1 pseudogene is annotated in these 1,497 nt (G+C 68.2%); it reads left to right on the top strand.

Annotated elements, in window-relative coordinates:
* Nucleotides 1–136: 136 nt before the first annotated feature.
* A pseudogene (locus NW75_RS21525) lies at nucleotides 137–1,497 on the top strand (transcription-repair coupling factor); the annotation flags it as partial.

Here is a 1,497-nt window from a genome sequence, read left to right as displayed (position 1 = left end):
TTCCATGACTGCCCCTCTCCCGCGCTTCGCTTCGCTCGCTTGCCCGTTGGCGGTAAACAGTGCCCCGCACTGTTTAGGTCATGCCGGGGGCATGACCGGCCGCCGACGCCCCGCAAGCGGGGAGAGGGAAACAAGAATGCCCAACCTGTCGCAAATCCTCACCGCCAAGACCCCACTCACGCTGGCAGGCGTGCCGACCGGGTTCGAGCCGTGGCTGCTCGCCGATCTCGCCCGCGCCGCCAAGACGCGCGCGGTGTTTGTCGCGCCGGACGAAGCGGCGATGCGCGCGATCGCGGCGACCGCCCCCACCTTCGCCCCCGATCTCGAAGTGCTGACCTTCCCGGCGTGGGACTGCCTGCCCTATGACCGCGCCTCTCCCACCCTGCGCGTCATGGCCGAGCGCATGGCGACGCTCTACCGCCTGCAACAGCCGCCCAAGGGCCCGCAATTGCTGCTCACCACCGTCAATGCGGTGGCGCAGCGCACGCTCACGCCGTTCCGCATCCGCCAATTGGTCGCGCGGCTTGCGCCCAAGGAACGGATTGGGCGCGACCGGCTCGCCGCGCTCTTGCAAGCCAATGGCTATGTCCGCGTCGAAACCGTTGCTGATGCTGGAGAATTTGCCGTGCGCGGCGGCCTGGTCGATCTGTTCCCGAGCGGCGAGGAACAGGCGCTCCGGCTCGATTTCTTCGGCGACGAGATCGAAAGCGTCCGCACCTTCGACCCCGCCGACCAGCGCACCACCGGGCGCGTCGAGGGCTTTGTGCTGCTCCCCGCCTCCGAAACGCTGATCGACGAGGACAGCGTCAAGCGCTTCCGCGCGCGCTACCGCGAACGCTTCGGCGCGACCGCGACCGGCGACCCGCTCTATCAGGCGATCAGCGACGGGCGGCGCTTGGCGGGGATGGAGCATTGGCTCCCGCTGTTCGAGGAAAAGCTCGCCACGCTGTTCGATCATTTGGGCGACGGCGCGGTGATCCTGCGCGATGCCGGATCGGTCGCAGCCGCAGAACAACGCTTCGAAGCGATCACCGACTATCACGCCAACCGCGTGAAGGCGCAGTCGAGCGATCCCGGCAGCTATCGCCCGCTCCCCGTCGACAGCCTGTATCTGACCGCCAAGGACTTTGCCGAGCGGTTGGAGGAAGCGCCCGCGCACCGAATCACCGCCTTCCACGAACCCGAAAGCGCGAGCGTAATCGATTTCGGCGTCGACGGGCCGCGCGATTTCGGTGCCGAACGCGCCAATGGCGCGAACGTCTACGAAGCCGTCGTCCACCATTTGCGCGGGCTGGCGCGCGACGGGCGCAAGGCGGTGCTGGCGAGCTATTCGACGGGCGCGCGCGAGCGCTTGGCGGGGCTGCTGAAGGACCATGGCGCGACCAACTTGAAGCTGGTCGATACGTGGCAGGAAGCGCTGGGGGCGTCTGCTCCCCTCCCGCTTGCGGGAGGGGCTGGGGGGAGGGACTGCCACCACCCACCGCCACGAACGCTGCA

This window comes from Sphingomonas sp. Ant H11, from assembly GCF_000797515.1.
GTDB lineage: Bacteria > Pseudomonadota > Alphaproteobacteria > Sphingomonadales > Sphingomonadaceae > Sphingomonas.
The sequence above is the reverse complement of the archived record's forward strand: the minus strand, read 5'-3'. Positions and strand labels throughout refer to the sequence as shown.